Genomic DNA, 26437 nt, shown 5'->3' with positions numbered 1-26437 from the left:
GGACGGGTATAACGCTGATGGCCGGTTCTCCCGGTTCTTTCATCCATTTTCCGCCGTTTCGGCCACCAGAGTAATATACGAGCGTAGACGTTTCAGACAGATGTTGTTACATTCGTCCTCACACGTGTTATTTGTATCATCAGTGCGTGAGGATAATTGTGACTTCTCCATCCCTGCAACGAGATGCCGTTTACGGTCTTCTCGGCCATCGCATTCGACGAGCAATCGTCGTCACCGCGCGGGCACAGGACGTCCCGACGCCGTTGTCGGAGATGACATCCGCGGTCGCGAACGCCATCGCAGAACAGACGCAGACGGCGACGCCGGACGGACCGATGCGACTCAGTCGCCTCGAAGTACAACTGCACCACACCCACCTCCCGAAACTCGAGATGGCGGGCGTCCTGACGTACGACGCCGACGCGCAACTCGTCACCGAATTCGACGCGGACGAACTCGAACTCCTCTCGCAGGCGTCGGACACGCTCGAAGCCGAGTTCGGTGGAGCGACGGCGGCCGAGTAGCGGTCGACCGGTCTCTCATCTGCGACTCTCGGGAAGAAAGAAAAATTCGGGCCGCGCCGCACCGTCTCGCTCGTCGTCGGATGCGTTCTCAGTAGAACTCGCGGACGAGGTCCATCGCGCCCTCGGGCGCGCCGTCGTCTATCTCCGACATGTTCTCCGTGAGGTCGTGCTTCTCGTCGTAGGGCACGGACGATTCGTCCTGCCAGACGACGCCTTGGAACTCCTTGTCCGCGTCGAGGATGACCTCTTTTGCGGCCTCGTAGTCGTGTGGGTCGTGGTCGTCTTCGGCGAGGTCCACGAGGTTGTCGCGGAAGTAGTCGTACGTGTCCACGTCGTTGAACGTGACGCACGGACTGAACACGTTGACGAAGCCGAAGCCGTCGTGTTCGATGGCCTTCTGCACGATTTCGGCGTGTCGCTGCGCGTCCGTCGAGAACGACTGCGCGATGAACGTCGCACCGGCCGAGAGGGCGAGTGCCATCGGGTTGACCGGGGGTTGCTGGGGCCCTTCGGGCGTCGTCGACGTCTCGAAGTCCTCGCGCGAGGTGGGCGACGCCTGCCCCTTCGTCAGGCCGTAGATTCGGTTGTCCATCACGACGTACGTCATGTCGACGTTGCGCCGAACGGCGTGGACGAAGTGGCCCGCGCCGATGGAGTAGCCGTCACCGTCGCCGCCGGCGACCATCACTTCGAGGTCGGGGTTCGCGAGTTTGACGCCCGCGCCGACGGGGAGTGCGCGCCCGTGGACGCCGTGGAGGGCGTACGAGTGCATGTACGTCCCGATCTTCCCGGAACAGCCGATACCGGCGACGACGAAGGTGTTGTCGGGGTCGTTCCCCGTGTTCGCGAGTGCCTTCATCATGCCGTTCATCGTCCCGAAGTCACCGCAGCCGGGACACCAGGTGGGTTGCTTGTCGGATTTGAAGTCCGTGAATCGGATTTCGGAGCTCATAGCTTAGGCCTCCATCGTCTGCTTGATGTCCGCGGCGAGTTCGTCCGCCTTGAACCGGACACCGTTGTACTTGTTCACCCGCTTCACGCGAGTGAGCGTGTCGTGTTCGACGACGTCGGCGAACTGTCCCGTGGCGTTACACTCGACCACGATGACCTCGTCGGCGTCCTCGAACGTCTCGGTCAGGTCGAAGCGCGGGAACATGTACGGAATCGACAGGAAGCGAACGTCGATACCGTCCTCTTTCAGCAGTTCCATGGCTTCGACCATCGCGCCCTCGTTCGACCCCCAGGAGACGACGACGGTGTCGGAGTCGGCGTTCCCGAACTCGCGGGGACTCCAGTCTTCTTCCTCCTTTGCCGTCTCGACCTTCCGGGTGCGCTTGTCGACCTGTTCGATGCGCATGTCGGTGTCTTCGGTCCGACGACCGAGTTCGTCGTGTTCGAGTCCGGTCGACATGTGGGCGCCCTCGGCGGTGCCGGGGAACGCGCGCGGGGAGATGCCGTCGTCGGTGATGGCGTGGGGCTTGAACTGGCCCTTCTCGTTCTGCCACTCGCCGATGGTCTCCTCGTCGACGACCTTGCCGCGGTCGATTTCGACCTGGTCCATGTCGAACTCCTCGGGGGAGAACGTCTGTTCGGTGACCGCGAGCGAGAGGTCGGCCGTCAGGTAGACCGGCGTCTGGTACTTCTCGGCGTAGTTGAACGCCTCGACGGTCTTCCAGAAGCACTCGGAGATGGTGGTCGGCGCGAGGACGAACCGCGGAATCTCGCCGTGCCCGCCGTACAGGAGCATGTTCAGGTCGCCCTGTTCCTGCTTCGTCGGCATCCCCGTGGAGGGACCCGAGCGCATCACGTCGACGATGACGAGCGGCGTCTCCGAGGTGGCGACCAGACCGAACGTCTCGGTCATGAGGTCGATACCGGGACCGGAGGTGGCCGTCATCGAACGGGCACCGGCGCGTGCCGCACCCAGCGCCATGTTGATGGCGGAGAGTTCGTCCTCCGCCTGCACGACGTGGCCGCCGAAGTTGTCGATACGACCGGTGAGATACTCCATCACGTCCGTCGCGGGCGTGATAGGGTAGCCGGCGTAGAACTTACAGCCGGCGGCGATGGCGCCCATCCCGATGGCCTCGTCGCCGTTCAGGAGGACGTAGTCCTCGTCGGTCGTCTCTAAGTCGTAGTCGAACTCGTGGTCGAACTCGTCGGCGACGTAGTCCTGCCCGGCTCGGGCAGCCTCTTTGTTGTTGTCGACGAGTTGCTGGCCTTTCGAGCCGAAGCGTTTCTCGAGTGCGCTGTCGAGGTTCTCGATGGGGAAGTCGGCGACTTCGCACGCCGCACCGAGTGCGACGACGTTGCGCATGATGGCGCCACCGGCTTCCTCCGCGAGGCTCTTGAGGGGGACGTCCAGCCCAATCATCCCCTCGGGTATCTCGACGTTCTGCATCGTGGTCCGCTCACCGTCGTAGATGATGACCGAACCCTCGTGCAGTTCGTCTAAGTTCTCCTCGATGGTTCGAGGAGTGAGTGCGATGAGCACGTCGAGTCTGTCGACGACGCTCTGCACCGGGTCCACTGCTGTCCGGACTTTGTACGCCGTGTAGCCACCGCGGATACGCGACGCGAAGTCCTTCGAGGTGAAGACGTGTCGTCCAGCCCGAGAGAGTGCCTGGGCAAAGATCTTCCCCGTCGAGTCGATGCCATCGCCGGCTTCCCCGCCGATGGCCCAGTTGAAGTCCGCAGGCATGTGGGTGAGGGGTACCCATGGACCGATGAAAAGCCTTCTGAAAGGCATTGAGAACGGTGAACAATCCAATCGTCGGAAATGCTGAACATCCCCTACCGTGCGGGCAGTTCCGGACCTCTCGCTGCGCTATTTCTGCACGTGCCCGGCAATTAATGACGCGTTCGTCAACCGGAGTCGTCGGCACCCCGCGTCTCCCGTCGCCGCGATGGCAAGACCCTTCGGCGACGATACCGAACCGACGACCATGGACGCGACAGTCAGCGTCGTCGCAGTCGACGACGTCGGACCCAACACGGTCGCCATCGAGTTCGAGACGCCGGACGGCTTCGCGGCCGAACCCGGCCAGTTCGTCAAACTCTCCGCCACCGTCGAGGGCGAGGAGTACAGCCGATTCTACACGCTCTCGTCGCCGGACGTCGCGGAGACGTTCGAGGTCACCGTCGGTATCGACCCCGATGAGGCCGGCCCGTTCAGCCAGTTCCTCGTCGACCTGCAGTCGGGAGACGAACTCGACGTGTCCGGACCGTTCGGCAAGAGTTACTACGACGGCGAATCGCGCGTCGTCGTCCTCGCGGGCGGACCCGGCGTCGGCCCCGCCGTCGGTATCGGCGAGGCGGCCGTCGCCGACGACAACGAGGTGGCAATCGTCTATCGGACGGACGCGCCCGCGCACGAGAAGAGGCTAGATGCGCTCCGCGACGCCGGTGCGTCCGTCGTCGTCACCGACGGCGAAATCGGGCCCGCCGTCACCGACGTCGTCACGGGCGACGACGACGAACAGGTGTTCGTCTACGGCTTCGCGGACTTCGTCGAAGCGGCCGAGACGGCTATCGACGCCGCCGGCGGCGACGCGGACGCGGCGAAAGTCGAGAACTTCGGCTGAGGGAGAAGCTTCTTTTCACTCTGTGTCGTCGTCGTCAGCGATGGCCCTCCCCACCCGTCGAACGCTCCTCGCTACCGTCGGCGCGACGGCGCTCTCCGGCCTCGCGGGGTGTTCGTCGCTCTCGTCGCTGACGACGCCCGAGGAACCCGCGCAACTGGAAGCCGACGACATCGGGTCGTCGTCGGACCCGACGCCCGGTCGGTGGGCGTACCCGAACTACGACGTGCGAAACACCCGCTACGCTCGAACGGAACCCGGCCCGAGCGACGACCCCGAGGTGCGCTGGCGACACGACGACGCCGGGAGCGGCGTCTCTCTCGGCGCGGCGACGACGGACCGCGCGTACGTCCTGTGGCGGTCCAACGGTGCGTACGAACTCCGCGCGCTCTCGCCCGACGACGGGTCGGTTCTCGAACGCTCGTCGCTCGAAGACGCCCCCGGGAGTCCCGTTCTCGCGGACGACACGCTCTACAGCACCGGCGAGGGGAGAGTGTACGCCTTCGACGCGGAGACGCTCGACGCCCGGTGGACGTTCGACCTGTACGCGTACCTCCGAGAGCACGTCCACGAGTCGTTCCTCGCCGACAGCCGAGACAACTTCCGACCGACGACACCGGCCGTCGGGAACGACCGCGTCCAACTGACGACCCCGTTCGGCGCGCACGGCCTCTCGCTCGACGGCGAGGAACGCTTTCGGCTGTGGAACGAACACGGACACGGCCGGTTCGTCTCCAGAGCGGCACTCGCCGAAGACCGCCTGTATTTCACCGGGCCCGACCGCGACGGCGACTCTCTGCTCCTCGTCGACGGACGGGGTGTCTACGGCTACGGCGACGAGGCCGACGGATTTCTCAGCGCACCCGTGCTCTCGGACACGCACGCGCTCACCACCGTGGCCGGTCGGTCGAACGTCGAGACGGCGTACACGCTCCGCGCGCAGCGCCGAACGGGAAAGACGGACGAACACTCGTGGTCGTTCTCGGGTCACTACACCTCCGGCGCGCACGGCCGCGCGGCGAGCGTCGCCGCCGCGGACGACGACCGCTACTACGTCGGCGACACCATCCCCGTCACCGGCGGCCTCCGGGCGACCGTCTACGCCATCGACCGACACGACGGCACCGTCGCGTGGTCTCGACGGGTAGAGGTCGACTCCGTCTCGTCGCGGACCCGCCCGTTCGCCGTTCTCACCGTTCCGACCGTCGCCGGGGAGACGCTGTATCTCGGCTACGCGCCGACCGTGAACAGTTTCTCGAACAGCGCCGGCGACGGCGCGGGCGTCCTCGCACTCGACAGACGGACGGGCGAGAGACGGTGGCTCCGGCCGGTTGGCTTCCACCCGCGTGACCTCCGCGTCGTCGGCGAGAGCCTGTACGCCACGGACTGGGACGGGAACCTCGCCGTCCTCGGCTGAGCGACTCACCGACCGCGACCCGAATCCTTAATCATTTGTCCGCACAATTCCGCGCCATGTACGACGAGGACGAACTCGCGGACATCCGTGAGGCCCGCGAGGAGTGGGAGTCGGAGACCCGCGACCCCGCCAGAGAGCGGTTCGGTGAGCGGAAAGACCGGTTCGCGACCGTCTCGAACCTCGGTGTCGACGACCTGTACACCCCGAACGACGTGGCCGACCTCGACTTCGAGGCGGACCTCGGGTTCCCCGGCGAGTTCCCCTACACGCGCGGTCCGTATCCGACGATGTACCGCGGTCGGACGTGGACGATGCGGCAGTTCGCCGGGTTCGGCACCGCAGAGGAGACGAACGACCGCTTTCACTTCCTCGTCGAGAACGGCCAGACGGGTCTCTCGACGGCGTTCGACATGCCCTCGTTGATGGGCAAAGACTCCGACGACCCCCTCTCCGACGGCGAAGTCGGGAAAGAGGGCGTCGCCGTCGACACCCTCCGCGACATGGAGATTCTGTTCGACGGCATCGACGTCGGCGAGGTGTCCACCTCCTTCACCATCAACCCCTCCGCGCCCGTCATCTACGCGATGTACGTCGCGCTCGCGGACCAACAGGGCGTCCCGCGCGAGGAGATTCGCGGCACCCTCCAGAACGACATGCTGAAGGAGTTCATCGCGCAGAAAGAGTGGGTCATCCCGCCCGCCCCCTCGCTGGACATCGTGACCGACACCGTGGAGTTCGCCGCCGAACAGACGCCGAAGTTCCACCCCATCTCCGTCTCGGGCTACCACATCCGGGAGGCGGGGTCGACGGCCGTACAGGAACTCGCGTTCACCCTCGCCGACGGCTTCGCGTACGTCGAGGACGCCGTCGAACGCGGGATGGACGTCGACGAGGTGGCTCCGCTCCTCTCGTTTTTCTTCAACTCGCACAACTCCATCTTCGAGGAGGTGGCGAAGTTCCGCGCCGCCCGGCGCATCTACGCCCGCGTGATGGAGGAGTGGTACGACGCCGAGAAACCCGAATCGAAGCGCCTGAAGTTCCACACGCAGACGGCGGGGCAGTCGCTGACGGCCCAGCAACCGCTGAACAACATCGTCCGCGTGACGATTCAGGCGCTGGCGGGCGTCCTCGGCGGGACGCAGAGTCTCCACACGAACAGTTTCGACGAAGCGCTCGCGTTGCCGGGCGAAGAGGCGGTTCGCGTCGCCCTCCGGACCCAACAGATAATCGCCGAAGAGTCCGGCGCGGCCGACACCATCGACCCACTCGGCGGCAGTTTCTTCGTCGAGTCGCTGACCGACGAGGTGGAAGCGGAGGCGATGGCCTACATCGAGGAACTTCGCGAGATGGGTGAGGGCTCCGTCCGCGACGGCGTCCTCGCCGGCATCGACGAGGGCTACTTCCACCGCGAGATTCAGGAGGCGTCCTACGAGTACCAAGAACGCGTCGAAGAGGGCGAGGAAGTCGTCGTCGGCGTCAACAAGTACTCGATGGACGAAGACACCAGACCGGACCTCCTCCACGTCGGCGAGGAGACGCAGGACAGGCAGTTGGCGCGCCTCGCCGAGGTGAAAGAAGAACGCGACGACGACGCCGTGGCGGCGGCGTTAGACGACGTCCGGGCGGCCGTCGAGGCGGGAGACAACGTGATGCCCGCCCTCGTCGAAGCCGTGAAAGTCTACGTCACGATGGGCGAGATAATGGACGTGTTCGCCGAAGAGCACGGCACCTACCGCGAGAAAATCGGCGTGGTCTGAGACCGTTCGCCGTACCCGTCACGCGGCTGAGACGACGGCCGCGTTCGGGGCTACCCCGTCGCCGTCTTCCAATCTCTCGGTTGTGTGTTCGCATAGATTTATCATGCAGGATTCGGTAGTTAGCACGTCCTATGTCAGACGGTGACGGAGAACTGGAGGCACGGCTAGTTGAACAGGAGGAGTTCGAACCCTCCGACGAGTTCGTCGAACAGGCGAACGTCTCCGACCCGGCTATCTACGACGAGTTCGAGGAGAACTGGCCGCACAGTTGGGAACGTGCGGCCGAGATGCTGGATTGGTTCGAAGACTACGACTCGGTGTTGGACGACTCGGAGGGACCGTTCTACGAGTGGTTCCAGGGCGGCAAACTGAACGCGTCGTACAACTGCGTGGACCGGCACGTCGAGAACGGAGACAAGAACCGCGTCGCCATCAAGTGGGAGGGCGAGCACGGGGAGACGCGGACGTACACGTATCAGGACCTCTATCGCGAGGTGAACGAGTTCTCGGCGGCCCTCCTCGACCTCGGCGTCGAAGAGGACGACGTGGTGACGCTGTACATGCCGATGGTACCGGAGCTGCCTATCGCCATGCTCGCGTGCGCCCGCATCGGCGCGCCGCACTCGGTCGTCTTCGCCGGGTTCTCGGCGGACGCCCTCGCGACGCGGATGAACTCCGCGGACTCGCGGTTCCTCGTGACGTGCGACGGCTACTACCGCCGCGGCGACGCCCTCGACCACCTGGAGAAGGCGAACGAGGGCCTCTCCGGTGTGGACCACGGCGTCGACGCCGCCGTCGTCGTCGACAGACTCGGCGACGACGGCTTCGGACACGACCTGAAGGGCAACCAGCACGACTGGGACGACCTGATGGCCGACCACGACGGTGCCCGCGTCGACCCCGTCGAACGCGACGCCGAGGACATGCTGTTTCTCATGTACACCTCGGGGACGACGGGCGAACCGAAGGGGGTCAAACACACCACCGGCGGCTATCTCGCGTACACCTCGTGGACGTCGCACGCCGTCCTCGACCTGAAGCCCGAAGACACCTACTGGTGCTCTGCGGACATCGGCTGGATTACGGGCCACTCCTACATCGTCTACGGCCCCCTCGCACTGGGGACGACGACGGTGATGTACGAGGGGACGCCCGACTTCCCCGAACGGGACCGCCTGTGGGAAATCGTCGAGAAGTACGCCGTCGACGTGTTCTACACCGCGCCGACGGCCATCCGCGCGTTCATGAAGTGGGGTTCGGAGTTCCCCGAACGGCGTGACCTCTCGTCGCTGCGTCTCCTCGGGACGGTGGGCGAACCAATCAACCCCCGCGCGTGGAAGTGGTACTACCAGCACATCGGCGACGAGTCCTGCCCGGTGGTCGACACCTGGTGGCAGACGGAGACGGGCGGGATGATGGTCACCACGCTTCCGGGCATCGGGAAGATGAAACCCGGGTCCGCCGGGCCGCCGCTCCCCGGTATCGACGCGCGTATCGTCGACACCGCGGGCGAAGAGGTCGAAGCGGGCCGTGCGGGCTACCTCACCGTCAACAAACCGTGGCCGGGGATGCTCCGGACGCTGTACAACAACGACGACCGGTTCGTCTCCGAATACTGGCAGGAGTACTCCGACCCCGCCGCCGACGAGTGGGTGTACTTCCCCGAGGACGGCGCGAAGATAGACGACGACGGCTACATCACCATCCTCGGGCGCGTGGACGACGTGCTGAACGTCTCCGGGCACCGCCTCGGAACGATGGAGATAGAGTCGGCCATCGTCGGCGTCGAAGGCGTCGCAGAGGCCGCCGTCGTCGGCGGCGACCACGAGGTGAAAGGCGAGGCGGTGTACGCCTACGTCATCCTCGAAGACGGCTACGAGGAGACGGCGGAGATGCGCGAGCGGATAATCGAGGGCGTCGAAGACGCCATCGGCCCCATCGCGCGCCCCGAACAGGTGATATTCACGCCCGAACTGCCGAAGACGCGGTCTGGCAAGATAATGCGCCGTCTGCTCGAAGAGATAGCCAACGGCGAGGAACTCGGCGATACGACGACGCTGCGGAACCCCGACATCGTCACCGAGATTCAGACGAAGGTGCAGGGCGACTGAACGACCTTCGATACCGGGTCGGTCGTCTCACTCGTCTTTCAACCACGCTTCGATGCACGACTCCTCGCGGAAGTAGTGACGAATCCGTCGGCCGCTCTCTTCGAGGACGACCATGAGGTGTTCCTCCGAGAGGACTAACTCGTCGCCGCAGTTCGTACAGGCTTCGGTCCGCGTCTGACCCGGTTGCCAGAGGCGGTGCGGAACGACGCGGAGGACCGTCGCGTCTTCGTTGCCGCGCGGTGACTGTCCAGCGTACTCTGAGAGTGCCATCGAAGCTCTGTACGTGACCCGTCCTAAAATCTTTTTCTTCAGGCTTCAAGTGATGAATATAATATGGTGGGGAGCGGACCCCATCGCTACGTAGCACTATGATTGGCGGCGGACGACGGAGAGTTTGCGTCGACCCTTGTATTTATCATCGACGTTGGTGAACTATCGATGCGATGGAGAAACCACTGCTCGTCACGGAGTTTTTGGACCGAGCACGGCGGTACTACGGCGAGAAAGAAGCTGTCGTCGCGACCACCGGCGAACGCTACACCTACGACGAACTCGGCGAACGGGCCGACGGGTTCTCGGCGGCACTCGCCGCCCGCGGCGTCGAGAAGGGCGACAGAGTCGCCGTGCTGGACCCGAACACGCACTACCACCTCGAAGCCGCGTACGGGACGATGCAACTCGGTGCGGTGCACACGCCGCTGAACTACCGGCTCGTTCCCGCGGACTACGAGTACATCCTGAACGACGCCGAGGTGAAGGTGGTCTACGCCGACTACGCGTACGCCGAGAAGATAGAGGAGATTCGAGACGACGTGCCGACGGAGACGTTCGTCACCAACGACACGGCGAAAGTCGACGGCGACTGGCTCTCGTTCGACGAACTCGTCGCCGAGTCCACCGACTACGACCGCCCGGAGATGTCGGAAGACGAAGTCATCACCATCAACTACACCTCGGGGACCACGGGCGACCCGAAGGGTGTCTGCCGGACGCATCGGACGGAGACGCTGCACGCGTACTTGACCACCTCCCACCAGAACATCGCCGACGACGACGTCTATCTGTGGACGCTCCCGATGTTCCACGTCAACGGATGGGGCCACATCTACGCCATCACTGGTAACGGTGCGAAACACGTCTGTAACCGCGGTATCCAGGCCGAGACGCTGTTCGAAACCGTACGCGAGGAGAACGTCTCGTATCTGTGCGCCGCGCCGACGGTGTTGAACATGCTGATGGACTACTACGACGAACAGGGCGGCGTCGAGACGGCGGGCGACGCTCCCGTCCGCGTCGCCACGGCCGGTGCGGCCCCCCCGGAGGCGACCATCCGGACCGTCGAAGACGAGTTCGGCTGGTATCTGATGCACGTCTACGGCGCGACGGAGACGGGACCGCTCATCACCACCTCGGACGCCCGACGGTTCTTCGACGACGACAGCGACGACCGGTTCGCGATGAAGAAACAGCAGGGAATCGGCTATCTCGGCACTGACGTCCGTGTCGTCGACGAGGACGGCGAAGACGTGGCCCGAGACGGGCAGAGCGTCGGTGAAATCGTCGTGCGCGGCAACCAGGTGATGGACCGCTACTGGAACAAACCCGAGGCGACCGAAGAGGCGTTCTCGGACCGAGTCGAGGGCTACTACCACATGGGTGACCTCGCCGTCGTCGACGAGAACGGCTTCGTCACCATCCAGGACCGAAAGAAGGACATCATCATCTCCGGCGGCGAGAACATCTCCAGCATCGAGTTGGAGGACACGCTGTTCGACCACGACGCCGTCGGCGACGTGGCGGTCATCCCCGTTCCCTCCGAGGAGTGGGGCGAGTCGCCGAAGGCGTTCGTCGTCCCCGCGAACGGCAACCTCGACGACCCCGGAACGAGCGAAGAGGAACTCATCGCGTACACGCGCGAGCGTATCGCGTCGTACAAAGCGCCGAGAGAAATCGAGTTCGTCGCGGAACTCCCGAAGACGGCGACGGGGAAGATTCAGAAGTTCGAACTCAGAGAGAGAGAGTGGGAGGACGAAGACCGGATGGTCGGGCAGGGATAGGAGTTTACAGGTAAGCGGCGTCCCACCGCGCGGCCTTTCGCTTGTTCTCGCACGTGTTGCACTCGATGCGTTCCATCGTGTCCATCGCGATGTCGAAGCTCTCGTCCTCACCGCACATCCAGCCGTAGCGCTCTTCTCGGTTCTCGTCGGTGAAGACGGCGTAGAACGGGGCTTTCGACCCGCGGACGGCGTCGTCGTACGCGACGTAGACGGTCTGGCCGTCTTCGGTCGTCCGTTCCTCGGTGAGGACTCGGTCCTCGTCCACGTCGAGGAGTTTCTCGTACTCCAGTTCCTCGAACGACTGTTCGCCCACCTCTATCGTTCGCTCGTCGGACTGGTCGTAGCCCTGTTCGGCGTAGAAGTCGCCGCCGGCCTCGTTGTCCGAGAGGACGCGCCCTTCGATTCGGTCGACGCCTTCGCCGGTGAGTTCCTGTTCGATTCGCTTGAGCAGTTGGCTCCCGATACCCTCGCCTCGGTTGTCCGGGAGGACGTGGAGCCAGTCTATCTCGCCGACCGCCTCGCGGCCTTTCGAGACGTACGCCTGGATGAAGCCGACGACCGTTCCGTCGTCGACGGCGACGATGAACACCGTGTTGTCGTCTTCGAGTGCGTCGCCGAGTTTCTCGCTGTCGTACCACCCCTCGACTGCCTCTTCTATCGTCTCCTCGTCGATGGCGTGGCCGTAGGAGGCTTTCATCGACTCGTGTGCCACGGTCCGAATCTGGTCGACGTCTTGCGTCGTCGCGTCTCGCAGGTCCATGCCGTCCAGTACAGCACCGTTTTACTTGACGCTCGTGGCCAGTCGCTCTGGCTGGTAGTTCGTCGCAGTTCGCTCGGCCGGTCGGCACTAGAGTTTCTTGCATCCCCGCTTCGACTGTCGGGTATGGCTCGCGCACTCTGTTTCGACATGTACGGCACGCTCTGCGACACGTCGACGGTGACGACGCGACTCTCGGAGGAACTCGACGTCTCCGGTGCCGTCGTCGACGGCGTCGAACGGACGTGGCGGGAAAGACAACTCCGGTACTCGACGCACGCGGCCCTCATGGAGTCGTACGAACCGTTCTGGAATCTGACGGCGCGAGGACTCGACTACGCGCTGGCCCTCTACGACCTGGACCCCTCCGCGGAGACGCGGCGGCGAATCCTCGAAGCGTACGACGAACTGGAGCCGTTTCCGGACGCCGACGAGACGCTTCGCCGCCTCTCGGAGGACGGGCGCGAACTGGCCGTGCTGTCGAACGGGAATCCGGCGATGCTGAAACGACTCGCCGAGAACACGGGACTGATGAAACACCTCGACAGAATCGTCAGCGCCGGGGAGGTGGAAACGTTCAAGCCCGCACCCGCGGTGTACGAACACGCCGCCGACCGACTCGACCGGTCCATCGGGGACTGCCGCCTCGTCTCCTCGAACGCGTGGGACGTCGCCGGGGCGGGTGCCGCGGGGATGAAGACGGCGTGGGTGAACCGCCGCAACGACCCGCCGGAAGAACTCGGTGCCGACCCCGACCGAGAGCTGAGGTCGCTCGAAGAACTCGCAGACACCGTCGTGTGAATACACTGTCGAATGTGCTAGTATTCCTCTGAAGAAATTCGTCTGGTAAATATTATCATACCCAATATAGTATCTTCCTTTGATTATTATAACCATACGGTAAGGACCATAATACAAAACGATTATTAACAACCAACCGCGCGTAGTCTCATGGCACGGGATAACAAGACTCTCGATCGGCGAGCGGTCTTAAAGGCGGCCGGTGCGAGTACGATTGGTATCGCAGGACTAGCAGGCTGTTCCGGAGGGGGCGGAGGCGGAGACGGTGGCGGCGGCGACGGCGGAGACGGTGGCGGCGATGGGGGCGGAAGCGGCGACCAGTACCCCGCACTCGGTAACTACCCGATAGAGGGAGATACGGCGGTACTGGGGTTCAACGTCCCGCAGTCGGGACCGTACGCCTCCGAGGGACAGGACGAACTCCGCGCGTACGAACTCGCCGTCAAGCACCTGAACGAGGGCGGCGGCTGGGTCGACAGCCAGTTCGACGACCTCTCCGGCGACGGCGTCCTCGACTACACGGTCGACTACGTGGACGGGGACACGGCCACCGACGCCGACACGGCCCGACAGTCCGCCTCTCGGATGATCGAGCGGGACAACGTGATAATGATCACCGGCGGGTCGTCGTCTGCGACCGCCATCGCGATGCAGGGGCTCTGTCAGAACGAGAACGTCCTGTTCATGGCGTGTCTGACCCACTCGAACGACACCACCGGGAAGGACTGCGCCCGCTACGGCTTCCGGGAGATGTTCAACGCCTACATGACCGGGCAGGCGCTGGCACCCGTGGTGCGCGACGAGTACGGCGAGGACCTCCAGTTCTACCAGCTGTACGCCGATTACAACTGGGGACAGACCCAGCAGGAGTCGATGGAGCAGTTCATGACGGAGATCGCCAACTGGGAGCAGGTCGACTCCGTGGCGACGCCTCTCGGGACCAGCGACTACCAGTCGTACCTCTCGGAGGCGGCCAGCTCCGGTGCCGACGTCCTCATCCTGAACCACTACGGTCTCGACGGCGCGAACTCCGTCCAGCAGGCCGTCGACGCCGGCATCGACGAGAACATGGAGATAATCGTCCCGCTGTACAACCGCCCGATGGCCGAGGCGGCCGGCGGCGCTATCGAGGGTATCTTCGGTACGGTGGCGTGGGACTCCCAGATAGACAACGAGCCGTCGAACCAGTTCACGCAGGCGTTCCAGGACGAGTACGACCGCTCCCCATCCGGACCGGCGCAGTTGGCCTACGCGCAGACGCTGCAGTACGCCGCCGCCGTCGAACGCGCGGGCACCTTCTACCCGCCCGAGGTGATAAAGCAGCTCGAAGGCTACGAGTACGACAACATCGGGATGGGCCAAGAGACGATGCGCGCCTGCGACCACCAGGCACAGCGAGACGTGCCGGTCGTGCAGGGGCTTCCGGAGTCCGAACAGGAGAGCGGTCGGTACTTCAACATCATCAACATCACGAGCCGTGACGACCTCGGGTACGCCTGCGACGAAGGCCCCGCGGCCGAGTGTGAACTCGGCCCCGCCGAGTAGTCAGGCTCGCCCGTAACGTCACCTTCATAATCTTTAGACCGAAACTCGAATCCAATACTGTCATGATAACACACATCACAATCCGTGCGGTACGTCGTTCGATACCTCCGGGAGGGATGGCGTCATGAGCATCGTCTCCGAGCTCGCCGTCATCCTCCTGAACGGACTGCAACAGGGGGCCATCTACGTTCTGCTCGCCGTCGGCCTCTCTATCATCCTCGGGACGCTCAAGTTCGTCAACTTCGCGCACGGTGCGCTCTACCTCGTCGGGACGTACGCGGGGCTGTTCATCGCACTCGACGTCACGCTTTCGTCGGGCAAGCTACAGGAGTGGGGGTACGGGGAGTTCGGCCTCGGCTGGGGCTTCCTGGCGGCGCTCATCTTGGTCCCACTCTTCGTCTTCGCCGTCGGCCTCCTGATGGAGCGGTTCCTCGCTCGCTCGTTCTACGACCGGCCCGACACCGACCAGATTCTGGTCACGTTCGGACTCGCCATCGTCGTGCAGGAACTGTTCCGCGTGCTGTTCGGGAGCAACAGCCTCCCGTTCACCCAACCGGAGTACATCCTCTCTGTCATCCCCGTCTCCGGCCCCATGCAACTGCCCATCGTCGGGAGCTTCCCGCGCTGGCGGCTGTGGGTCATCGCCATCACGGCCGTCCTCGTGGGCATCGTCTACCTCCTCGTCGAGCACACGGACTTCGGGCTGGTCGTCCGCGCGGGAACGCGCGACGCCGAGATGGTCCGCCTGCTCGGCATCAAGATATCGCGCCCGTACCTCGTCGTCTTCGGCATCGGTGCCGCCCTCGCGGGCGTCGCCGGCGTCGTCGGCGGCCCGTTGAACGTCGTCAACCCCACCGTCGGGATGAACATCCTCGTCCCCGCGTTCCTCACCGTCGTCATCGGCGGCGTGGGAACCATCACGGGAGCGGTCGTCGGCGGTCTCATCATCGGACTCACGCAGGCGACGCTCATCGGACTGCCTTCCGTCACCATCGCGTCGTTCACGCTCAACTTCTCGCCGTGGTCGCAGGTGGGGCTGTACGCCATCGCGGCGATAATCCTCCTCGTCAGGCCGCAGGGCATCTTCGGTAACGAGGAGGTGGCACCATGAGCGACCGTAACACGACGGGCGAGAGCAGTACTAAGAGCGACGGCGGCACCGTCATCGCCGACAACACGCTCGTCGCCCGCTGGGAGGAGATTCGCGAACGCGAGGCCACGGTGGTCGGCGTGACCGCCATCTGCGTCGCCATCTTCCCGTGGCTGTTCTCCCGCGCGCCGGTGATAAGCGACGTGTTGCTCGGCTACCAGTCGCTGGCGACGCTCATCCTCATCTGGGGCATCTTCGCCGTCGGCTTCGACCTGCTGTTGGGCTACACCGGCCTGCTCTCGTTCGGTCACGCCGCCTTCTGGGGCGGCGCGGCGTACGCCGCGGGCATCGTGGCGAACACCGTCTCGGCGGACCCCATCGTGATGGTCGTCGCAGGCACCGCCTTCGCCGTCCTGTTGGCGTGGGTGCTCGGCTTCCTCTCGCTTCGGCGCGGCGGCATCTACTTCAGCATCCTCACGCTCGCGTTCGCGCAGATGCTGTACTACATGTCGGCGGCCCCACTCGCCTTCCTCACCGGCGGCGAGAACGGCCTGACCGGCATCTCCGTCACGCCGTTGTTCGGCGTCTTCCACCTCGAATCGGACCTGCCGTCGGTGGCTGGAACTCTCATCGGCAACTGGATGTACCTGTTCGTCGGCGTCATCGCCGTTCTCAGCGTCGCGGCGGCGTACCGCATCCTCAACTCGCCGTACGGGATGGTGTTCCGCGCCATCCGCGAGAACGAGCAACGCGCGGAGTTCGTCGGCCTGAACGTCTGGCGGTACAAGCTGATGGCGTTCATCATCTCGGGCGCGTTCGCCGGTATCGCCGGGAGCCTCTTTACCATCCACGGGTCGTACGTCCCCCTCCAGTCGCTGTACTGGACCGAGTCCGGCGAGATAGTCATCATGACCGTTCTCGGCGGGACGGCGTCGCTGTTCGGTCCCATCCTCGGGGCCGGACTGTACCTCTACGTCGAGAACATCGTCAGCGGGGTCCAGCAGTTGACGATTCCGTTCACCGACATCGTCCTCATCAACGACTTCGGGACGTACTGGCACCTGCTCCTCGGACTGGTGTTCCTCGTGGTCATCTGGGTCGCCCCGCGCGGCATCTGGGGGGCGGTTTCGGACCTGCGCGCACTCGTCCGCCGTCTCGCCGGGGGTGACCGCCGATGAGTTCCGACCCGGACGCGCCGTCCGACGCGACGTCGACGCCCGACGCGTCCCGGAGCGGCGAGACGCTGTTGGAGACGCGCGGACTCGTCAAGGAGTTCGGCGGCCTCGTCGCCACCGACGACGTGAGCATCGACGTGAAGCGAGGCGAACGCGTCTCCATCATCGGCCCGAACGGGGCCGGGAAGTCGACGCTCATCAACCTCATCACGCGCCGTCTCGAACCGACGCGCGGCGACATCCTGTTCAAGGGCGAGTCCATCGTCCAGATGGAGCCGCATCAGGTGGTCCAACGCGGCATCTCGAAGTCGTTCCAGACCGCCTCCATCTTCCCGGACCTGACGGTGATGGAGAACGCACAGATAGCCGCGCTGGCCGCCGAACACGGCGAGTTCGGGTTCAACTTCCTCACGCACCGGGACAAGCTCACCGACGTGCACGAACTGGCCGAAGACACCCTCGAAGCGGTCGGGCTACTGGACCGGGCACACAACGACGCCGAGGACCTGCCGTACGGCGACAAGCGCCGCCTCGAAATCGGAATCGCGCTCGCCGCGGAACCGGACCTGCTCCTCATGGACGAACCGACGGCGGGGATGTCACCCGAGGAGACGCAGGCGACGGTCGACCTCATAGAGGAGGTGAAAGAGGAGATGGGACTCACGTTCGTCCTCGTCGAACACGACATGGAGATCGTGTTCAGCATCTCCGACCGCATCGTCGTGCTCAACCGCGGGGGCGTCATCGCGGAAGGGACGCCCGAGGAGATTCGAGGCGACCCCGCGGTGCAGGAGGCCTACCTCGGTGGGGTGGAGCTATGAGCCTGCTCGAACTGGACGACGTGAACGCCTACTACGGCGAGAGCCACATCCTCCGCGGCGTGACGATGAACGTCGAAGAGGGGGAAATCTGTGCGCTCCTCGGCCGAAACGGGGCGGGCAAGACGACGACGCTCCGTTCTATCGCGGGTGCGACGCCGCCGAACGTCCGAAGCGGAACCGTCTCGTTCAAAGGCGAGGACGTGACCGGGAAACCCGCAGAGGACGTCTCGGCGGGCGGTATCTCGCTCGTCCCCGAGGAACGACGCGTCTTCCCGAACCTCACCGTCGCCGAGAACCTCCACCTCGCGGAGGTGGTGAACAACAAGTCGAACACGTGGGGCCGGTCGCTGACGTTCGAACACGAGGGAATGAGCACCGAGGACGTGTACGCGCAGTTCCCCCGACTCGACGAACGCCGCGACCAACAGGCGGGGACGCTCTCGGGCGGCGAGCAACAGATGCTGGCCATCGCCCGCGCACTGAAGCAGAACACGGACCTGCTCCTCTTGGACGAACCGTACGAGGGACTCGCGCCGAAGATAATCGAGGACGTCGAAGACGCCGTCCAGCGCATCAGCGAGGACGGGACGACCATCCTCCTCGTCGAACAGAACGCCGCGGCGGCCATCAAACTCGCCGACCGCGCGTACGTCGTCGACCAGGGACAGATCGTGTTCGACGGCACCGCAGAAGAACTCCGCGAGGACGAAGCGACGCGCGAACGCTACCTCGGGGTGTGACCGTGTCCGCAGACGCACCTCCCGACGGACGCGCCGACCCGGAGGCGACGCTGGACCGCCTCGTCGAACTCGGGGCCGTCGAGGAGGCGGCCGACGGGACGCTCACGACCACCCCGGCGTTCGAGAGCGACAGACGGGTCTACCGAAACACGTACGACTACATGGGCGACGACGGCGTCGCCACCACCGTCGCGGACCTGTTCGGCGTCGACCGCGAGGAGGCGCACAGGCTGCTGGACGCGGGCGAGGTGACGACCGAAGACGTGGTCGCCTACCTCGCGATTCAGTCGTTCGCCGAGGAATCGCTCGGCACCGCCGAACACGCGATGATGGCCGAACTGCTCTCTCGCATCGGGCCGGACACGCCCGTCCCCGCCGGCGTCGACGAACGCGACGACGACACGTATCGGGCGTTCCTCGACGAACACCCGGACGCCGTCGTGACCGTCTGGCGGCACGACTGCAGTCCGTGCGACCTGATGAAAGGGGATATCGACGCCATCCTCGGCGTCGTCCCCGACGACGTCGCCGTCGCGGGCGTCGACGGTGAATCGGTGCCCGAGTTCCGCCGCGAGTTCGGGGTCGACGCCGCGCCCGCCGTCCTCTGTTTCAGAGACGGCACGCTCGAAGCGACGGAGACCGGAAGAAAACGACCGACCGAACTCGCAGCCCTGTTCGACGACGTCTACGGCCAGACGGCGTAGGCGGGTCGAATCCTCTTTTCAGTCGTCGACGCCGGTGACCATCACCGGGCGGGCCGCACCGAGGATGACCGACTGAGTGACGCTGCCGAACAGTGCCTTCCCGGCGGGCGACCGCTTCCGACCGCCGATGACGATGAGGTCCGCGTCGGCGCCGTCCGCCGCGGAGACGATGGCGTCGGCGGGGTCACCGCTGGACTCGTCGACGTCGTACTCGATGCCGGCCGCGTCGAGCGCTTCGCCGGCCTCTCTGACCGAGTGCACCTGCGTCGCCGACGCACCGCTCGGGTTGTCCACGAAGCAGTGAACGAGCGTCACGCGCTTCTCCGAAGCGTCGCCGGGGAGGTTGACGACTTCTTCGATGCATCGCTGTGCGTGTTCCTCCTCGTCGTCGATACCGACTACCACATGATACATACTCACAACTGCCGTGGGACGAAGCTTAGTCTTTTGGGAGACGGCGGCGGCGTCGACCGCTCAGCCCGCGTCTCGGCCGCGCCCCAGACGGTCGAACGACGGCGACGTCAGACCGCGTCGTCGACGTACCGAGAGACGTAGACGACCAGAGACAGCGGAATCCCGAGGACGAGGGCGATGGTCAACGCCCCGTACGCCGCGAACCCGAGCGGAGTGGGTGGAAACGGGACGAGAAAGAGAAAGCGCGGGGCCCTGAGACCGTCGACGAAGACGCCGACGAGGAGGCCGGCGACGCCCGAGACGAGGACGAGCGTCGCGTACAGGATACCGACGAGTCGGGGGCCGCGGAGACTCGCCTCGGTAGTGTCTGTGCCGGCGGCGTCTTCGCTCACGTTCGACTGTCGGGTCGCCCCCCGGTTAGCCGTTCCGCTCTCGTCCGGACCGACGACTCTTTGCCCGTGGCGACGAACAGTACGGTATGTCAGACAGAGACCTCCTCGGTCTTCTCCTCGCCGCCGTCGCGGTGTTGATGTCCGTGACCGGTATCCTCCTCGCCATCTGACCGCCGCCGTCGGCGGGCGGTTCTCTCCGTTCGTGAGCGACGGCGTCGTCACCGTCGGGCCGTCGTAACGACTCCGTGGTCGACGAAACCGCTCTGCTCACCCGGGTGTGCACCGAAAAAGAACCGCAGGCCGCGAGTCGCGTCGTGTCGTGTCGCTTCAGTTCGAGTCGTCGGACTCGACTGCCGGCTGACCGCCGTCGGTCAGCGCTTCTTCTTCCTCACCGCCGTCCGCGAGCGCGGTCTTGATTTTGCGGTCGTACCACTGCCACTCGGCGGTGTAGAGCCCTTCGTCCTTGAGGTTCCACGGGTCGCCGTCCTCGACGACCGGACCCTCCAGCCACGACTGGACGAAGTTCCAGACGAAGATGATCTGTCCGACCAACAGGATGAGCGCGCCGAGCGTCGCCACCTGGTGGAGCGTGGCGAACTCGGGCAGGTACGTCGCGTACCGGCGCGGCATCCCGCCGTAACCGAGTAGAATCATCGCGAAGAACGTCACGTTCGTCCCGACCATCGAGAGCCAGAAGTGCGCCTTCCCGAGCGTCTGCTGGTACATCCGGCCCGTGTAGATGGGGAACCAGTAGTAGATGCCCGCGAACCCGGCGAACGCGATGGCACCCATGACGATGTAGTGGAAGTGACCCACGACGTAGTAGGTGTCGTGAAGCACCAGGTCGATTGGGATAGAGGCGAGGAAGACGCCCGTCACGCCGCCGATGATGAAGTTCGAGACGAAGCCGATACAGTACAGCATCGGCGTCGTCAGTCGGACGTTGCCGTTCCACATCGTCGTAATCCAGTTGAACGTCTTCACCGCACTCGGGATGGCGATGGCCAGCGAGACGGCCATGAACGAGGCGCGGAGGCGGGGGTCGATACCCGTCGCGAACATGTGGTGCGCCCAGACACCGAACGAGAGGACGCCGATGGCGAGCGTTGAGTAGACGACGAACTTGAACCCGAACAGTCGCCGCCCGGAGAACCGCGGCAGGACGTAGCTGACGATACCCATCGGCGGCAGCACGAGGATGTACACTTCTGGGTGACCGAAGAACCAGAACAGGTGTTGCCAGAGGATGGGGTCGCCGCCGTTGATGAAGAACGCCGTGCCGAAGTTCCGGTCCAGAAGCAGCATGAGGATGGCGCTGCCGAGGAGCGGGAACGCGAAGAGGATGAGCCCCGACTGCGTGAGGATGGTCCACGAGAAGATGTCGAGGTTCGCCCACGTGACCTCCTCTGCGCGTTCGGTGAAGATGGTCGCGATGAAGTTGATGGCACCCATGGTGGCCGAGACACCCGAGAGGTGCAGGCCGAGGAGCATCAGGTCGACACCGGCGTTCATCTGGTTCCCGTTACCGACGCCTCCCGAGAGCGGCGTGTACATCGTCCACGCGGTCTGTGCGGGGATGACGTCCGGAATCGGGAAGAAGCCCGCCCAGATGAGCAACGCCGCCGGGGGCAGGAGCCAGAACGCGATGGCGTTGATGCGCGGGAACGCCATGTCGTCCGCGTCGACGAGCAACGGGACGAAGTAGTTCGAGAACGCCGCGATGATGGGCGTCCCGAACAGGAACAGCATCGTGATTCCGTGGCTCGTGAGAAGCGAGTTGTAGAACGTGTTCGAGATGAGCGTCATCCCGGGGTCCGCCAGTTCGACTCGCATCAGCACGACCATCAGGCCACCGACGGCGAACGAGACGAGCGCGAACGCGCCGTACAGAATCCCGATGTCTTTGTGGTCGACAGTGGTCAGCCACCGGATGAGTCCGGCGGGCTTCTCCTTGGAGACGTATCCCTCCGATTGCCCGAAGGCGCCGCCACCCCCTGCGAGCGGAGTGTACGAGCGCCAGTTTTCGATCCGCGCGAGCCACGCGGCGACGGCCACGAGAAAGATTCCCATGAGCACCGTCAGTGCTAGCTGTCCGTTAACCTGCATGGGTCAGACTCAGGAACGGAGGGTAATGAAAGGTTCGGGAATGGCCTCGCCGTTCGGGCGAGACAGAAGGAGAGCCGTCCCGCCGTCGGCGTGTTACGCCTTCTCGCTCTCGGTGAGTTCGGGCGTCTCGTCGTCGCTCTCGGCCGCCGCACGCTCGGCCGCTTCTTCGTACTCTTCGAGCGTCTTCGTGTCCTCGACGGTGGCCTGTCCTTGGAGGTAGACCGCCGACCGCTGTTCGTCACCCGCGATGGCCTTCCCGGAGAGGTACGTCAGTATCGCCAAGAAGACGAACGGCACGATGAGCAGTCCGTACTGTACGGCCGTCGTGAGGGGGTCGAATCCGAACGCCGGAAAGACGGCGAACCCGACGACGAAGAACGCGATGATGCCCAGTGGGATGATGTTGACCGTGAGGTCGAGGATGGTATCCCGGTCGAATATCTCGTTCGCCATACTCGCCACTTTCGGGGCGGAATCAAATAGGTTGTTGGTTCGCCCGCGCCGTCGTCAGTACGAACTGTCCGTCCGTTGCACGAACAGTCGTCCGACGACGCTCCCCAAGAGTAGGAGTCCGCCGCTGACGACGACGGCGTAGCCGCGCGTCTGAAGCCCCGCGTCCGCGACCAGCAACCCGCCGCCGGCCGCGAGGAGTAAGGCACCGAGGATGGCGAGCGGTCCCCACGGTGTCTCTGCGTAGCCAGATTCTTGAGCCATCCCCGCGACGCTCCCCGAGAACAGGATGAGGCCGCCGACGGCGATGGGAAAGAGGTCGAACAGGATTCCGACCTCCGAGATGGGGATGCCGAGTGCGACGAACATCGGCCACGGGCTTGCCATCCGGTACTGGTCGGAGAGTCCCGGCGCGTCGTCCATACTCGTGGTTGGTGTCGCGTCGTACAAAGCGCTTCGGAACGGCGGCACCGCCGTCCGACGAGTGAGTCAGTCGACCCCGCGCGGTCACGGAACGGTGACGCCGTGACGGGTGAGAAACTGGTTCACGGCCTTTATCTCGACCGGACTACCGATTATCTTGCACTGCCCCGCTTTCGGGAAGACCGTCACCGTGTACTGCTGTTCTAACTCCTCGCGGACGTCGTCGAGAGAGTCACAGGGGACGACGATTTGCGTGCTGTCCCGAAGGTTGGAGGGGTCGGGCATTCCTCTGTACGGCACTCACCGGTCCCCCAAATAACGGTGTCGAAGTACGCGTACTGCTTCACTTGCGCGTGTGCGAGCGTCGCGTGGCGTGCGGGACTGTCCTGATACGTCGAGACGCCGGAACCGAAGGAACAACTTTTTCGACGTACGCGGCGGATGTGTAGCCGATGGGACTGGAGGAGGAGATCGAAGCGCTCCAAGACGAGATCGCCAACACCCCGTACAACAAGGCGACCGAGTCGCACATCGGTCGGCTGAAGGCGAAGCTCTCGGAGAAGAAAGAGAAACTGGAGAATCAGTCCTCCAGCGGCGGCGGCCACGGCTACGCGGTCGAGAAGACCGGCGACGTGACCATCGCACTCGTCGGGTTCCCCAGCGTCGGCAAGTCGACGCTCATCAACGCCCTCACCAACGCCGAGTCCGAAGTCGGCGAGTACGAGTTCACCACGCTGAACGTCAACCCCGGGATGCTCCACTACAACGGCGCGAACATCCAGATACTCGACGTTCCGGGGCTCATCGAAGGGGCCGCAGGCGGCCGCGGCGGCGGCAAAGAGGTGCTGTCCGTCGTCCGCACCGCCGACCTCGTCGTGTTCATGCTCTCGGTGTTCGAGATAGACCGCTACGCTCGGCTTCGAGAGGAACTCTACCAGAACAAGATTCGCCTCGACACGACGCCGCCGAGCATCTCCATCTCGAAGAAGCACAAAGGCGGTCTGCAGGTCACGATGACCGACGACGTGTCGCTGGCGGAAGACACGATCAAAGAGGTCCTCCGCGAGTACGGCTACGTCAACGCCGACGTGACCATCCGCGGCGACCTGACCATCGACGAACTCATCGACGGCATCATGGACAACCGCGTCTACCTCCCCTCGATGGTCGCGGTCAACAAAGCCGACCTCATCGACGAGGACTACCTCCCGACGGTGAACGAGAACCTCCGCGAACACGACATCGACCCCGACGAGGCCGTGTTCATCAGCGCCGAGGCCGAGAAAGGTCTCGACGCGTTGAAAGAGAAGATGTGGGAGCGCCTCGGCCTCATCCGCGTCTACATGGACAAGCCCGGACGCGGCGTCGACTACGACGAACCGCTCGTCCTCAGAGAGGGACAGAACACGGTCGACGACGCGCTCCACACCCTCGGCGGCCGACTCGACGAGCGGTTTCGGTTCGCCCGCGTCACCGGTCCGAGCGCCAAACACGACGAGCAACAGGTCGGCCGCGACCACGAACTGGCGGACGAAGACGTCCTCCGAATCGTCGCACAGCGGTAGTCGTTCGTCCGCACCGTATTCCACTGCCTCCGAACCACCTCCTCCCGCCTCCGCACCGTATCCTTCTTGCCACCGCAACCCCGAGTCAGACCGTGTCTCGAACGCCCGACTGGACCGTCCCCGCCCTCCTCTCGTTGCTCGCCGTTCCGTGGTCGGTACAGGTGTTCACGGGCCGCGACGCGACGTTCGTCTTCGCGTGGGGCCTGCTCAACACGAACCCCCTGCAGGTGACGACCCTCTACGACTTCCTGTTCGTCTACACGATGGGACTGCCCGACTACATCTACTCGTGGCCGCTCTCCGTCGTCGTCTACCTCTCGGCGCTCGCGTTCGCCGTCGTCGGACCGCGCGTCGGCTACGTCGACAGACGGGTCGTCGCCGGACTCCTCGCCGTCGCCGGCGTCCTGCAACTCACCTTAGCACAGGGGTTCTCGGTCCAGCCGAATCGGACGGCGTGGCCGCTCGGAACGGTCGTCATGTTCGGCGTCGCGGCGTACGTGTACGGGGTCGGGCGGGAAAATCGGAGCGCGGACGGAGACTAGTCGTCCGCGGGCGAACTCGGCCGGTACTGTTGGCTGACGGATTTCCACTTGCCCGTCGTGAACCGGTGGTAGTTGATGACGCCCGGAACGGTCGTCTCCGCGAGGAACGCGAGGTACAACGCCTCGACGTTGCCCGTCACCGCGCCGAGGTAGGCGATGGGAATCGAACAGCCGAACATGCCGAACAGTTGGCTGTAGAACGGCACTTTCGTGTCGCCGCTGGCGTCCAACGGTCCGGCGGACGCGCCGGAGACGCCCTGCATGACGACGGCGACGCAGGCGGCGTACACCAGCGAGACGGCGATGGGAACCGCGGGCGAACTCGGGTCGTCGACGAACAGACGGACGATGGGTTCGGCGAAGAGGGCGACCAGTATCGCGCTCACGACGTACGTGGCGACGGAGAACAGCACGATTTCGCGGCCGTACGCTTCGGCTTCGTCTTCGTCGTCTTTCCCGAGCGTCTGGCCGACGAGGCTGGACGAGGCCAGTCCGAAGCCCCACCCCGGCGTGTTCATCAGCCCCCAGATGCGGCGGGAGATGACGAACGCCGCGACGACGTTCTCACCGAAGACGTCGACGATGGCGAGCATCGGGAACTCCGCGACGGTCCAGACCAACGAGCGACCGAACACGGGGAGACCGATAGAGACGATGTCGGAAATCGTGTCGGGGTCGAGGTAGTCGCCGAACGGGTCTATCTGGACGGGGAACTCGCCGACTCCGGGCAGTCTCCCCGCGGCGAGTCCCAGCGCGAACGCGGCGGTGACGACGACGTTCGAGAGTACCGTCCCGACGGCGGCCCCCTCCACGTCCATCCCGATGCCGAAGATGAACGCCGCGCTGAGGACGATGTTGACGACGGCACCGCCTGACCGGAGAACCATCGCGGTGTACGCGTCGTCCGCGCCGACGAGCGTTCGACTGCCGACGAGGTTGAGTCCCGCGAACGGCACGCCCAGACCGACGAGTTTGAGGTAGCGAGCGCCGAGTTCGACCGCCTCGGGGTTGTCCGTCAGCACGGAGATGAGCGCCGTGGGAAACAGCCAGAAGACGGCCGTGACGGGCAGACAGGCGACGACGACGAGGACGGTACTCGACCGGACGGCGACGCCCAGTCCCTCGGAGTGGCCCGCGCCGTAGCGTTGCGAGACGAGGGCGAGGGTCCCGGCGGCGACGCCGCCACCGAGGGCGAACGCGAGGCCCCAGTACGGCCCGGCGAACCCGACGCCGGTGATGGCCGCCGTCCCGGAGGCGATGCCGACCATCGCCACGTCGACGGCGTTCTTCGACATTCGAGCGAGGCCGGTGACGATGCGGGGCCACGCGAGTTCGGTCGTTCTGACCGCTCTGTCGCGGTCGATGATACCGAAGTGTGCGAGGAGGAGACCGACCGAGAGGATACCGCGTCTGATTGGGTTGGGGAGACTGGACACGTTCTGAGGGACACCTATTTCGATTCGAT

26 protein-coding genes are annotated in these 26437 nt (G+C 64.7%); 15 read left to right on the top strand and 11 right to left on the bottom strand.

The window, feature by feature from the left end; all coding sequences use genetic code 11:
• Positions 1–146: 146 nt before the first annotated feature.
• Positions 147–524: a DUF7344 domain-containing protein gene (locus BM282_RS08275; RefSeq protein WP_449271685.1), complete on the top strand. Its 378-nt coding sequence runs from the start codon at positions 147–149 to the stop codon at positions 522–524.
• Between the two features lie 88 nt (positions 525–612).
• Here BM282_RS08275 and BM282_RS08270 read toward each other — a convergent pair whose 3' ends face one another.
• Both BM282_RS08270 and BM282_RS08265 read right to left on the bottom strand, forming a co-directional pair.
• On the bottom strand, positions 613–1476 hold the full coding sequence (locus BM282_RS08270) for a 2-oxoacid:ferredoxin oxidoreductase subunit beta (RefSeq protein ID WP_089879146.1): 864 nt from the start codon (positions 1474–1476) through the stop codon (positions 613–615).
• 3 nt (positions 1477–1479) lie between these two features.
• Positions 1480–3225, bottom strand: a complete 1746-nt coding sequence (locus BM282_RS08265; RefSeq protein WP_089879143.1) for a 2-oxoacid:acceptor oxidoreductase subunit alpha — start codon at positions 3223–3225, stop codon at positions 1480–1482.
• Between the two features lie 244 nt (positions 3226–3469).
• Here BM282_RS08265 and BM282_RS08260 point away from each other — a divergent pair, with 244 nt between their 5' ends.
• The 4 genes from BM282_RS08260 to acs all read left to right on the top strand — a co-directional run bounded on the left by BM282_RS08260 (position 3470) and on the right by acs (position 9390).
• Positions 3470–4108: an FAD-dependent oxidoreductase gene (locus BM282_RS08260; RefSeq protein WP_089879518.1), complete on the top strand. Its 639-nt coding sequence runs from the start codon at positions 3470–3472 to the stop codon at positions 4106–4108.
• 40 nt (positions 4109–4148) lie between these two features.
• The gene (locus BM282_RS08255; protein WP_089879140.1) at positions 4149–5522 is read left to right on the top strand and encodes an outer membrane protein assembly factor BamB family protein; all 1374 of its coding nucleotides are present in this window, start codon (positions 4149–4151) and stop codon (positions 5520–5522) included.
• A 56-nt stretch (positions 5523–5578) separates the two neighbouring features.
• On the top strand, positions 5579–7279 hold the full coding sequence (locus tag BM282_RS08250) for a methylmalonyl-CoA mutase family protein (protein ID WP_089879136.1): 1701 nt from the start codon (positions 5579–5581) through the stop codon (positions 7277–7279).
• 131 nt (positions 7280–7410) lie between these two features.
• Entirely contained in the window at positions 7411–9390 is a 1980-nt protein-coding gene (gene acs / locus BM282_RS08245) for an acetate--CoA ligase (protein ID WP_089879133.1), read from the top strand.
• 27 nt (positions 9391–9417) lie between these two features.
• Here the strand turns inward: acs and BM282_RS08240 are convergent, their stop codons facing one another.
• The gene (locus BM282_RS08240) at positions 9418–9660 is read right to left on the bottom strand and encodes a DUF7576 family protein (RefSeq protein WP_089879130.1); all 243 of its coding nucleotides are present in this window, start codon (positions 9658–9660) and stop codon (positions 9418–9420) included.
• A 173-nt stretch (positions 9661–9833) separates the two neighbouring features.
• Between BM282_RS08240 and BM282_RS08235 the strand changes: the two genes are divergently transcribed.
• A complete protein-coding gene (locus BM282_RS08235) occupies positions 9834–11447 on the top strand; it encodes a long-chain-fatty-acid--CoA ligase (RefSeq protein WP_089879127.1) in 1614 nt (537 codons plus the stop codon).
• Between the two features lie 4 nt (positions 11448–11451).
• Here the strand turns inward: BM282_RS08235 and BM282_RS08230 are convergent, their stop codons facing one another.
• Positions 11452–12207 (bottom strand): GNAT family N-acetyltransferase, encoded by a 756-nt coding sequence (locus BM282_RS08230; protein WP_089879124.1) that lies wholly within the window; start codon positions 12205–12207, stop codon positions 11452–11454.
• A 123-nt stretch (positions 12208–12330) separates the two neighbouring features.
• Here BM282_RS08230 and BM282_RS08225 point away from each other — a divergent pair, with 123 nt between their 5' ends.
• From BM282_RS08225 to BM282_RS08195, 7 genes are all read left to right on the top strand, one after another.
• Positions 12331–13005, top strand: a complete 675-nt coding sequence (locus BM282_RS08225; protein ID WP_089879121.1) for a haloacid dehalogenase type II — start codon at positions 12331–12333, stop codon at positions 13003–13005.
• 150 nt (positions 13006–13155) lie between these two features.
• Entirely contained in the window at positions 13156–14550 is a 1395-nt protein-coding gene (locus BM282_RS08220; protein ID WP_089879118.1) for a substrate-binding protein, read from the top strand.
• A gap of 124 nt (positions 14551–14674) precedes the next feature.
• Entirely contained in the window at positions 14675–15661 is a 987-nt protein-coding gene (locus tag BM282_RS08215; protein ID WP_089879115.1) for a branched-chain amino acid ABC transporter permease, read from the top strand.
• Positions 15658–16818 (top strand): branched-chain amino acid ABC transporter permease, encoded by a 1161-nt coding sequence (locus BM282_RS08210; protein WP_089879113.1) that lies wholly within the window; start codon positions 15658–15660, stop codon positions 16816–16818. The genes BM282_RS08215 and BM282_RS08210 overlap by 4 nt, the downstream gene beginning before the upstream one ends.
• Positions 16815–17636, top strand: a complete 822-nt coding sequence (locus tag BM282_RS08205) for an ABC transporter ATP-binding protein (protein WP_089879110.1) — start codon at positions 16815–16817, stop codon at positions 17634–17636. Before BM282_RS08210 ends, BM282_RS08205 begins: the two co-directional genes overlap by 4 nt.
• The gene (locus tag BM282_RS08200) at positions 17633–18376 is read left to right on the top strand and encodes an ABC transporter ATP-binding protein (RefSeq protein WP_089879107.1); all 744 of its coding nucleotides are present in this window, start codon (positions 17633–17635) and stop codon (positions 18374–18376) included. The genes BM282_RS08205 and BM282_RS08200 overlap by 4 nt, the downstream gene beginning before the upstream one ends.
• A gap of 2 nt (positions 18377–18378) precedes the next feature.
• The gene (locus BM282_RS08195) at positions 18379–19080 is read left to right on the top strand and encodes a thioredoxin family protein (RefSeq protein ID WP_245758322.1); all 702 of its coding nucleotides are present in this window, start codon (positions 18379–18381) and stop codon (positions 19078–19080) included.
• 18 nt (positions 19081–19098) lie between these two features.
• On the opposite strand, the gene BM282_RS08190 is transcribed toward BM282_RS08195, so the two are convergent.
• From BM282_RS08190 to BM282_RS08165, 6 genes are all read right to left on the bottom strand, one after another.
• On the bottom strand, positions 19099–19494 hold the full coding sequence (locus BM282_RS08190) for a universal stress protein (protein ID WP_089879101.1): 396 nt from the start codon (positions 19492–19494) through the stop codon (positions 19099–19101).
• A 107-nt stretch (positions 19495–19601) separates the two neighbouring features.
• A complete protein-coding gene (locus tag BM282_RS08185; RefSeq protein WP_089879099.1) occupies positions 19602–19886 on the bottom strand; it encodes a DUF7520 family protein in 285 nt (94 codons plus the stop codon).
• Between the two features lie 327 nt (positions 19887–20213).
• Positions 20214–21956, bottom strand: coding sequence for a cytochrome c oxidase subunit I (locus tag BM282_RS08180; protein ID WP_175501449.1), 1743 nt, complete (start codon positions 21954–21956; stop codon positions 20214–20216).
• A 129-nt stretch (positions 21957–22085) separates the two neighbouring features.
• Entirely contained in the window at positions 22086–22445 is a 360-nt protein-coding gene (locus BM282_RS08175) for a DUF6684 family protein (RefSeq protein WP_089879093.1), read from the bottom strand.
• A gap of 54 nt (positions 22446–22499) precedes the next feature.
• Positions 22500–22865: a DUF7541 family protein gene (locus BM282_RS08170; protein WP_089879090.1), complete on the bottom strand. Its 366-nt coding sequence runs from the start codon at positions 22863–22865 to the stop codon at positions 22500–22502.
• 84 nt (positions 22866–22949) lie between these two features.
• Complete coding sequence (locus tag BM282_RS08165; RefSeq protein ID WP_089879087.1) at positions 22950–23150, bottom strand: VNG_1110C family protein; 201 nt, start codon at positions 23148–23150, stop codon at positions 22950–22952.
• A gap of 167 nt (positions 23151–23317) precedes the next feature.
• Between BM282_RS08165 and BM282_RS08160 the strand changes: the two genes are divergently transcribed.
• Together BM282_RS08160 and BM282_RS08155 are read left to right on the top strand one after the other, a co-directional pair.
• The gene (locus BM282_RS08160; protein ID WP_089879084.1) at positions 23318–24430 is read left to right on the top strand and encodes an OBG GTPase family GTP-binding protein; all 1113 of its coding nucleotides are present in this window, start codon (positions 23318–23320) and stop codon (positions 24428–24430) included.
• 92 nt (positions 24431–24522) lie between these two features.
• A complete protein-coding gene (locus tag BM282_RS08155; protein ID WP_089879082.1) occupies positions 24523–24972 on the top strand; it encodes a TIGR04206 family protein in 450 nt (149 codons plus the stop codon).
• Here the strand turns inward: BM282_RS08155 and BM282_RS08150 are convergent.
• A complete protein-coding gene (locus BM282_RS08150; RefSeq protein WP_089879079.1) occupies positions 24969–26408 on the bottom strand; it encodes an MATE family efflux transporter in 1440 nt (479 codons plus the stop codon). The genes BM282_RS08155 and BM282_RS08150 overlap by 4 nt on opposite strands.
• Positions 26409–26437 lie beyond the last annotated feature (29 nt).

The sequence above is a fragment of the Halogeometricum limi genome (assembly GCF_900115785.1).
GTDB lineage: Archaea > Halobacteriota > Halobacteria > Halobacteriales > Haloferacaceae > Halogeometricum > Halogeometricum limi.
Note: the sequence above shows the minus strand (reverse complement) of the source record. Positions and strands in the feature narration are given on the sequence as shown.

Coding starts and splice junctions, on each gene's coding strand:
- BM282_RS08225 (WP_089879121.1), top strand. CDS start 12,331: ATGGCTCGCGCACTCTGTTTCGACATGTACGGCACGCTCTGCGACACG.
- BM282_RS08230 (WP_089879124.1), bottom strand. CDS start 12,207: ATGGACCTGCGAGACGCGACGACGCAAGACGTCGACCAGATTCGGACC.
- acs (WP_089879133.1), top strand. CDS start 7,411: ATGTCAGACGGTGACGGAGAACTGGAGGCACGGCTAGTTGAACAGGAG.
- BM282_RS08180 (WP_175501449.1), bottom strand. CDS start 21,956: ATGGGAATCTTTCTCGTGGCCGTCGCCGCGTGGCTCGCGCGGATCGAA.
- BM282_RS08210 (WP_089879113.1), top strand. CDS start 15,658: ATGAGCGACCGTAACACGACGGGCGAGAGCAGTACTAAGAGCGACGGC.
- BM282_RS08175 (WP_089879093.1), bottom strand. CDS start 22,445: ATGGCGAACGAGATATTCGACCGGGATACCATCCTCGACCTCACGGTC.
- BM282_RS08215 (WP_089879115.1), top strand. CDS start 14,675: ATGAGCATCGTCTCCGAGCTCGCCGTCATCCTCCTGAACGGACTGCAA.
- BM282_RS08165 (WP_089879087.1), bottom strand. CDS start 23,150: ATGCCCGACCCCTCCAACCTTCGGGACAGCACGCAAATCGTCGTCCCC.
- BM282_RS08170 (WP_089879090.1), bottom strand. CDS start 22,865: ATGGACGACGCGCCGGGACTCTCCGACCAGTACCGGATGGCAAGCCCG.
- BM282_RS08235 (WP_089879127.1), top strand. CDS start 9,834: ATGGAGAAACCACTGCTCGTCACGGAGTTTTTGGACCGAGCACGGCGG.
- BM282_RS08205 (WP_089879110.1), top strand. CDS start 16,815: ATGAGTTCCGACCCGGACGCGCCGTCCGACGCGACGTCGACGCCCGAC.
- BM282_RS08270 (WP_089879146.1), bottom strand. CDS start 1,476: ATGAGCTCCGAAATCCGATTCACGGACTTCAAATCCGACAAGCAACCC.
- BM282_RS08265 (WP_089879143.1), bottom strand. CDS start 3,225: ATGCCTGCGGACTTCAACTGGGCCATCGGCGGGGAAGCCGGCGATGGC.
- BM282_RS08190 (WP_089879101.1), bottom strand. CDS start 19,494: ATGTATCATGTGGTAGTCGGTATCGACGACGAGGAGGAACACGCACAG.
- BM282_RS08160 (WP_089879084.1), top strand. CDS start 23,318: ATGGGACTGGAGGAGGAGATCGAAGCGCTCCAAGACGAGATCGCCAAC.
- BM282_RS08250 (WP_089879136.1), top strand. CDS start 5,579: ATGTACGACGAGGACGAACTCGCGGACATCCGTGAGGCCCGCGAGGAG.
- BM282_RS08260 (WP_089879518.1), top strand. CDS start 3,470: ATGGACGCGACAGTCAGCGTCGTCGCAGTCGACGACGTCGGACCCAAC.
- BM282_RS08200 (WP_089879107.1), top strand. CDS start 17,633: ATGAGCCTGCTCGAACTGGACGACGTGAACGCCTACTACGGCGAGAGC.
- BM282_RS08220 (WP_089879118.1), top strand. CDS start 13,156: ATGGCACGGGATAACAAGACTCTCGATCGGCGAGCGGTCTTAAAGGCG.
- BM282_RS08255 (WP_089879140.1), top strand. CDS start 4,149: ATGGCCCTCCCCACCCGTCGAACGCTCCTCGCTACCGTCGGCGCGACG.
- BM282_RS08240 (WP_089879130.1), bottom strand. CDS start 9,660: ATGGCACTCTCAGAGTACGCTGGACAGTCACCGCGCGGCAACGAAGAC.